The organism is Sphingorhabdus sp. (genome assembly GCF_044239005.1).
Lineage (GTDB): Bacteria > Pseudomonadota > Alphaproteobacteria > Sphingomonadales > Sphingomonadaceae > Sphingorhabdus_B.
The window spans coordinates 1-6,188 of record NZ_JBIICH010000118.1 but is presented as its reverse complement, the minus strand read 5'-3'; the positions used below and the strand labels follow the sequence as shown (position 1 = coordinate 6,188).

The 6,188-nt window shown below is 56.4% G+C and carries 9 protein-coding genes and 1 pseudogene; 8 read left to right on the top strand and 2 right to left on the bottom strand.

The annotated features are described in order from the left end of the window. The first annotated feature begins 163 nt into the window (after positions 1-163). On the top strand, positions 164-529 hold the full coding sequence (locus ACILQA_RS09130; protein WP_395629417.1) for a response regulator: 366 nt from the start codon (positions 164-166) through the stop codon (positions 527-529). A gap of 88 nt (positions 530-617) precedes the next feature. On the opposite strand, the gene rpmG is transcribed toward ACILQA_RS09130, so the two are convergent. Beyond that, a complete protein-coding gene (gene rpmG, locus ACILQA_RS09125) occupies positions 618-785 on the bottom strand; it encodes a 50S ribosomal protein L33 (protein ID WP_125229418.1) in 168 nt (55 codons plus the stop codon). Between the two features lie 325 nt (positions 786-1,110). Between rpmG and ACILQA_RS09120 the strand changes: the two genes are divergently transcribed. Both ACILQA_RS09120 and ACILQA_RS09115 read left to right on the top strand, forming a co-directional pair. Then, positions 1,111-1,677 carry a TMEM165/GDT1 family protein gene (locus ACILQA_RS09120; protein ID WP_395629416.1) on the top strand — a complete coding sequence of 189 codons (567 nt, stop codon included), beginning with the start codon at positions 1,111-1,113 and terminating at the stop codon, positions 1,675-1,677. A gap of 89 nt (positions 1,678-1,766) precedes the next feature. Next, positions 1,767-2,231, top strand: a complete 465-nt coding sequence (locus tag ACILQA_RS09115) for a Dps family protein (protein WP_395629415.1) — start codon at positions 1,767-1,769, stop codon at positions 2,229-2,231. Positions 2,232-2,295: 64 nt separating this feature from the next. Here ACILQA_RS09115 and ACILQA_RS09110 read toward each other — a convergent pair whose 3' ends face one another. Beyond that, the gene (locus tag ACILQA_RS09110; protein ID WP_395629414.1) at positions 2,296-3,081 is read right to left on the bottom strand and encodes a cold-shock protein; all 786 of its coding nucleotides are present in this window, start codon (positions 3,079-3,081) and stop codon (positions 2,296-2,298) included. Between the two features lie 215 nt (positions 3,082-3,296). Between ACILQA_RS09110 and ACILQA_RS09105 the strand changes: the two genes are divergently transcribed. The 5 genes and pseudogenes from ACILQA_RS09105 to ACILQA_RS09085 form a co-directional block, all read left to right on the top strand. Continuing rightward, complete coding sequence (locus ACILQA_RS09105) at positions 3,297-3,914, top strand: ribonuclease D (protein WP_333570413.1); 618 nt, start codon at positions 3,297-3,299, stop codon at positions 3,912-3,914. A 25-nt stretch (positions 3,915-3,939) separates the two neighbouring features. Next, positions 3,940-4,575: an LPS export ABC transporter periplasmic protein LptC gene (lptC, locus tag ACILQA_RS09100; RefSeq protein WP_395629413.1), complete on the top strand. Its 636-nt coding sequence runs from the start codon at positions 3,940-3,942 to the stop codon at positions 4,573-4,575. A 7-nt stretch (positions 4,576-4,582) separates the two neighbouring features. Next, on the top strand, positions 4,583-5,107 hold the full coding sequence (locus tag ACILQA_RS09095) for an LptA/OstA family protein (RefSeq protein WP_395629412.1): 525 nt from the start codon (positions 4,583-4,585) through the stop codon (positions 5,105-5,107). A gap of 129 nt (positions 5,108-5,236) precedes the next feature. Next, positions 5,237-6,007 carry an LPS export ABC transporter ATP-binding protein gene (gene lptB / locus ACILQA_RS09090; protein ID WP_395629411.1) on the top strand — a complete coding sequence of 257 codons (771 nt, stop codon included), beginning with the start codon at positions 5,237-5,239 and terminating at the stop codon, positions 6,005-6,007. 28 nt (positions 6,008-6,035) lie between these two features. Continuing rightward, positions 6,036-6,188 (top strand): annotated as a pseudogene (locus tag ACILQA_RS09085) (RNA polymerase sigma-54 factor); the annotation flags it as partial.

Genomic DNA, 6,188 nt, shown 5'->3' with positions numbered 1-6,188 from the left:
TTGTTTCATGCATGGCTTTCGCTTAAGCATGTTTGAAGTCGCGGCACCAGCCCTCTCCCCCACCCGACCACCCATAGCGTACAATCGTTGGGTGGCCGGGTGGGGGAGAGGGCTGGTGCCGAAACCGGCGTGAGCCGGACAAGCCAAGGGGAAAAGAGCGATAATGTCGAAAAAGGTGATGATCGTTGAGGATAATGAGCTGAACCTCAAGCTATTCACTGACTTGCTACGCGCACACCAGTTTGTTGTTGAAGGTGTGCGCGACGGGCGGCTGGCGCTGGAACAGGCGCGGACATTTGCGCCGGACCTCATCATCATGGACATTCAACTGCCGCATGTCAGCGGCATCGACCTGATCGAAGCGATGCAAAAGGACGCGGCTTTATCCCTTATCCCCGTGCTCGCCGTGACCGCTTATGCCGGCAAAGGCGACGAAGACCGGATCATGGCCGCAGGCGCAAAAGGCTATCTGTCAAAACCGGTGTCGGTGATGACGTTTCTGGAAGCGGTTCGGGGGATAATTGGATAATCGAACCCAACCGCGTGCGGGCAATCCGTGAATCAAAAAGGGCGCCCGAGGCGCCCTGATCGATAGCTTATTCAAGCAGCGCGTTGGCTTACTTGATTTTGGCTTCCTTGAACTCGACATGCTTGCGCACAACGGGGTCATATTTACGGAACGTCATCTTTTCAGTGATGTTGCGTGGATTTTTCTTGGTCACGTAGAAGAAACCTGTGTCAGCGGTGCTGAGCAGCTTGATCTTGATCGTGGCTGGCTTCGCCATGGCCCATTCCTTTTGTTCAAATAATGTCGCAAAAAACTGCGCAGGGTTTGGCCGCGCTGTTCACAGACGCGGGCCTTTGCTGGTTTGGCGGGTGAAAGTCAAGCCCGTAACCCCAAATCAGACGTCAAAGCGGGCCAATTCCCCCTGAATCGTCACGCTGCACTGGTTTCAGCATCTTCGTTTTGCCGCACCGTCGCGTTTTCGGATGCTGGAGCGCGCTCAACATAGCCCGCTTTGATTGCCAAAACAAAGGCGATTCGCGGCGCAGCTCAGTCCGCCCGCCGCATACATCCTATTTTGATCATGATGTGCTAAGGCAGAAAATATGGACGCTGCTTTTACCACATTCCTGTCTGTTTTCCTCGCCGAGATGGGCGACCGGACACAGATCCTCGCCGCCGTGCTCGCGCTGCGATATCGCAACAACAACGCGATTCTTGGCGGACTCGCTTGTGCCACTTTGCTCAATTGCGGTATTTCGGCGGCAGGCGGATCGCTGATCGACAGCTGGATAAGCGCGCAGTCGGTTCAGATGTTCGCTGGCCTTGCCTATATCTTTGCAGGCGCGGGGATGTTGCTGTGGCGGCGCAATGTCGACCCGTTATTGGGGTGGAAAAGCCCGGCATTTCTGACCGCATTCTTCGGCCTGTTTATCCTGGAATTTGGCGACAAGAGCCAGTTCATCATCGCCGCGCAAAGCGCACGGACGCCTTATTGGGGCATGGCTGCGGTCGGCGGGTTCGTCGGCATCATGGCCGCAACGGTTCCCGCGGTCATCCTGCGCGCGCGGCTGACCCAAATCGTGCCGTTGAAACCGATACGGTGGGTGTCTGGCGCATTGTTGCTGGGATGGGGCTTTGTACTGGCCACGCAGGCCAATGGCATCAGCTGATTGCCGCTGCCGCACGGGCAGGTGCTGTAAATAGCGTGCGTCGTTCCTATATTATATTCTCCCCCACCCCCGAATGATGGAGAACTGCCATGGCACATGGTGACAATAGCAAAAAAGCGCTGGCCGATGCGTTAAATGGCCTGCTGGCCGATTATTATGCGCTCTACCTCAAGACCAAGAATTTTCATTGGCATGTGACCGGTCCGCATTTTCGCGAATATCATCTGCTGTTCGATGAACAGGCGGCCGAATTGATCGCAACGACCGACCTTGTCGCCGAACGCGTGCGCAAGCTGGGTCAGGATACGCTGACGTCCATTGGCGCGATCGCCGCCAAGCAGCGGATCAATGACCATGATTCGACGTCGACCGATGCACCCAAGATGCTGAAGGAACTGCACGCCGACAATGAGACGCTGATTAAGGCATTGAAGGACGCAAAGGATCTTGCGGATAAAGCCGGCGACAATGCGACCGATGGCTTATTGGACGACTGGACGGACCAGGCCGAACAGCGCGCCTGGTTCCTAGCCGCGACAATCGGCAAGGCATGATAGACACAAAAAAGGCGGGCGAAGCGTTGTGCTTCACCCGCCTTTTTGAAATTCTAAAGCGCGCTTATTCGGAAAGCGGGCCCAAGTTGGTGGCCGAATATTTGCCGCGACGATCGATTTCGATGTCAAACGCCAAACGGTCGCCCTGAGTCACTTGACCCATGCCCGAACGCTCAAGCGCAGAAATGTGCACAAACACATCTTCGCCGCCATCATCACGCTGCACAAAACCAAAACCCTTCATGTCGTTGAAGAATTTGACGGTTCCATTGGCACGTTCGCCAGTCGATTCGCGCTGCGGACCACGTGGTGCCGAATCACGGTCACCACCGCGGAAGCCACCACGGTCATCGCCACGCGGAGCGCGGTCACGATCAAATGCTGGACGGTCCGGACGCGGTGCGCGCTCGGTCACTTCCATTGGCTCACCATCGATGACGAGGTCCGTTGCCGAAACCTTGCCGCCACGCTCAACGAGCGAGAATTCGAGCGGCTGGCCTTCAGCAAGACCCGTCAGGCCAGCTTGCTCAACCGCGCTGATGTGTACAAACACATCATCGGGACGACCATCGACCTGAATGAAGCCAAAGCCCTTTTGGCTATTGAAAAACTTAACAATTCCTTTGCCGGAACCGATGACTTGTGCTGGCATTGGTGGGCCGCCTGGGCCACGCCGAGGTGCACCGAAGCCACCGCCGCCGCTATTACCGCCGCCGAAACCGCCGCCCGACCGGCCGCCGCCAAAATCACTTTGGTAGGGGGACGGTGCGCGATAACCGTCGTAGCTTTCATCACCGAAACCATCTCTCTTGTCCCGGCCTTTGCCAGCACGCTTGCGATCAAAACCCATAACTTCTTACTTGCCTTCTCATCGCCCAGAACCACTATGTTATGCAGTCGAGGGCGACTGTACTGCACGTCACAAGCGCAGCCGTTGGTGATTGCGCAAGAATTTTGTATATCGCATTAAAAGGTTACGCGATAGCTAATATTGCGGCCGGAAATCGCAGGGCACCAACTGTAGTTTCATTTGCCTTGCACAGTCGGGTGGGGCAAGGGGCTAGCATGAGCGTATTTTTACACGAAGAAGACCTTCCCGCAGGCGTACTGGCCGATGGCCCCGTCGCCGTAGACACCGAAACTATGGGGCTCATCACCCCGCGTGACAGGCTGTGCTTGCTGCAGATTTCCGACGGACGCGGCGATGAACATCTGGTGCGTTTTGGCCGCAACAGTGACTTTTCTGCACCAAATTTGCGCGCCGTACTGGCCGATCCCGCCCGTTTGAAGCTGTTCCATTATGCCCGATTCGATTTGGCGGCGATTTCGCATTATTTGAACGTCGTCGCGACGCCGTTATTCTGCACCAAAATCGCCTCGCGCCTTGTTCGGACTTACACGGACCGCCACGGGCTGAAGGAACTGGTGAAGGAAATGCTGTCGACAGACATTTCCAAGCAGCAGCAGTCAAGCGACTGGGGCGGTCCCATATTGTCCGAAGCGCAAAAAGATTATGCCGCCAGCGACGTGCGCTATCTGCACCGCTTGCACGCCGAATTTGTCGTGCGTTTGGAACGCGAAGGCCGCACCGACTTGGCGCAGGCGTGCTTTGACTTTCTGCCGCACCGTGCGAACCTTGATCTGTCTGGCTGGCCAGAGACCGATATATTCGGGCACAGTTAAGGTTTAATCGGGTTAGAGACATCACATGTCCGCACAGGCCGATCTTGAACGCAGTTATCGTCAACGCTGGGCATTGCCCGGCGGACGGCATGACCGCCTTATCCGCGCGATGCGGGTTGTCTTGCCGAGCATCATCGGTTTGCTTGTCGCCATATTGGCGTTCAGCCCATTTACCGGACAGCAGGAACTCAGCTTTGTCCTGAACAAAGACGAAGTGAATCTGTCGCGGGAACGGTTGCGCGTTGTTGAGGCCCTGTATCGCGGCGAAGACAGCAAAGGCCGTCCCTTTTCACTGCGCGCCGGCAGCGCTGTCCAGAAGACATCGGCACAACCTGTTCTCGACATGACATCATTGTCGGGCCGAATATCGTTGCAGGACGGCCCAGCATCCATCATCGCACAGCGCGGCAGCTATGACCTTGGCAAGGAAACCATGCGCGTGACGGGCCCATTGGCGGTTGAATCGCCGGGCTATGACATGGTCGCCAGCAATGTGGAGCTGTCGTTGAAAGACCGGACGATGCAAAGCTTTGGGCCGGTGAGCGGCCGCACAAAGGTCGGGACTTTCCATGCCGGACGATTACGCGCTGACCTCGATACGCGCATTATCCGGCTAGATGGCGGCGTTCGTTTGCGTATCAACCAGAATGCGATTAAGTGAGGCCATCATGAGCAAAGCTTCTATCTCCTTTGGACTGGCCGCCGCATTTGCGGGCATCATGATGCTGTCTTCGGCGTCGGCACAAAGCATCCGCAATCATGATAGCAACGCACCGGTCGATTTCGCTGCGGGTTCGATGGAGCTGCAGGATCGCGCAGACCGCGTCGTTCTTGCCGGCGGCGTAACTGCAACGCAGGCGGGGCTGACGCTCAAGGCAAATCGGGTGACGGCCGCCTATTCCAACAATGGCGGCGTGGACGTCAATCGTCTGGACGCCACAGGCGGCGTTACCGTTACTAAGGATGATCTGCGCGCAACCAGCAGCTCGGCCATATATGATCTCGACTCCAGCCTGATCACCCTGATTGGCAATGTGAATCTGGTGCAAGGCAGCAACCGGTTAAACGGCGGCAGGCTTGTCATTGATCTCAATTCCGGCCGATCAACCCTCAATGCCGGTGGTCCAGCCAATACAAGCAATTCGGGCGGCCGCGTTACCGGTTCGTTTAGCGTTCCACAGCGCAAAAATTAGGGGGCAGCCCCAAAGAGCCTCTAAAACGGGGCAGCATAAATCATGCCAATTGCAAAATGGGTCAGCATTCATTAGCTGTCTGTTGGATATCAACGGCAAAATCGCGGGCGAAATTTGGATATGGATAGCATGACTGCAACTTCTCCCGCTGCGGATGCGACGACGCAAGACGGCGTGCAATCCGGACTGGGTGTCGTTTCCATAGCCAAAAGCTATGACAAGCGCGCGGTATTGACCGATGTGTCGCTCTCGGTTGCTAAGGGCGAAGTAGTTGGCCTGCTTGGCCCAAATGGCGCGGGTAAGACCACCTGCTTTTATTCCATCATGGGGCTAGTAAAGCCCGACAGCGGCCGCATCACATTGGATGGTGCGGACATCACCAACCTGCCCATGTATCGCCGCGCGATTTTGGGCTTGGGCTATTTGCCGCAAGAAACATCGATTTTTCGCGGCATGACCGTTGAACAAAATATCAGCGCGGTTCTGGAAATGGCAGAACCCGATGCAGATGCGCGCAACGAGCGGTTGGAAAAATTGCTTGGCGAATTTGGCCTCACCCGGTTGCGCAGTGCACCCGCCATGGCGCTGTCCGGTGGCGAGCGGCGGCGCTGCGAAATTGCCCGAGCGCTGGCGGCCAATCCGTCGATCATGTTGCTCGATGAACCTTTCGCAGGGATCGACCCGATATCCATTTCCGATATTCGCGACCTCGTGAAAGAATTGAAAACCCGCGGTATCGGCGTGCTGATTACCGATCATAATGTGCGCGAAACGCTCGATATCGTTGACCGCGCCTGCATCATTTATGGTGGGCAGGTTCTGTTCGCAGGGTCGCCCGAGGCGTTGGTCGCTGACCCCAATGTGCGCCGCCTGTATCTCGGCGAGAGTTTTGCAATGTGATTTGCGGCGATGACGGAACCATAACGTCATGGCATTAGCACCCCGTCTCGATCTTCGCCAAAGCCAGTCGCTGGTGATGACACCGCAACTGCAGCAGGCGATTAAACTGCTGGCATTGTCGTCGCTCGAAATTGAAGCGTTCATCGCGGAAGAGGTGGAACGTAATCCGGTTTTGGAAACA

Bases quoted from the DNA above. Each gene is read 5' to 3' on its own strand.
- ACILQA_RS09130 (WP_395629417.1), top strand. From the start codon at position 164: ATGTCGAAAAAGGTGATGATCGTTGAGGATAATGAGCTGAACCTCAAG.
- rpmG (WP_125229418.1), bottom strand. From the start codon at position 785: ATGGCGAAGCCAGCCACGATCAAGATCAAGCTGCTCAGCACCGCTGAC.
- ACILQA_RS09120 (WP_395629416.1), top strand. From the start codon at position 1,111: ATGGACGCTGCTTTTACCACATTCCTGTCTGTTTTCCTCGCCGAGATG.
- ACILQA_RS09115 (WP_395629415.1), top strand. From the start codon at position 1,767: ATGGCACATGGTGACAATAGCAAAAAAGCGCTGGCCGATGCGTTAAAT.
- ACILQA_RS09110 (WP_395629414.1), bottom strand. From the start codon at position 3,081: ATGGGTTTTGATCGCAAGCGTGCTGGCAAAGGCCGGGACAAGAGAGAT.
- ACILQA_RS09105 (WP_333570413.1), top strand. From the start codon at position 3,297: ATGAGCGTATTTTTACACGAAGAAGACCTTCCCGCAGGCGTACTGGCC.
- lptC (WP_395629413.1), top strand. From the start codon at position 3,940: ATGTCCGCACAGGCCGATCTTGAACGCAGTTATCGTCAACGCTGGGCA.
- ACILQA_RS09095 (WP_395629412.1), top strand. From the start codon at position 4,583: ATGAGCAAAGCTTCTATCTCCTTTGGACTGGCCGCCGCATTTGCGGGC.
- lptB (WP_395629411.1), top strand. From the start codon at position 5,237: ATGACTGCAACTTCTCCCGCTGCGGATGCGACGACGCAAGACGGCGTG.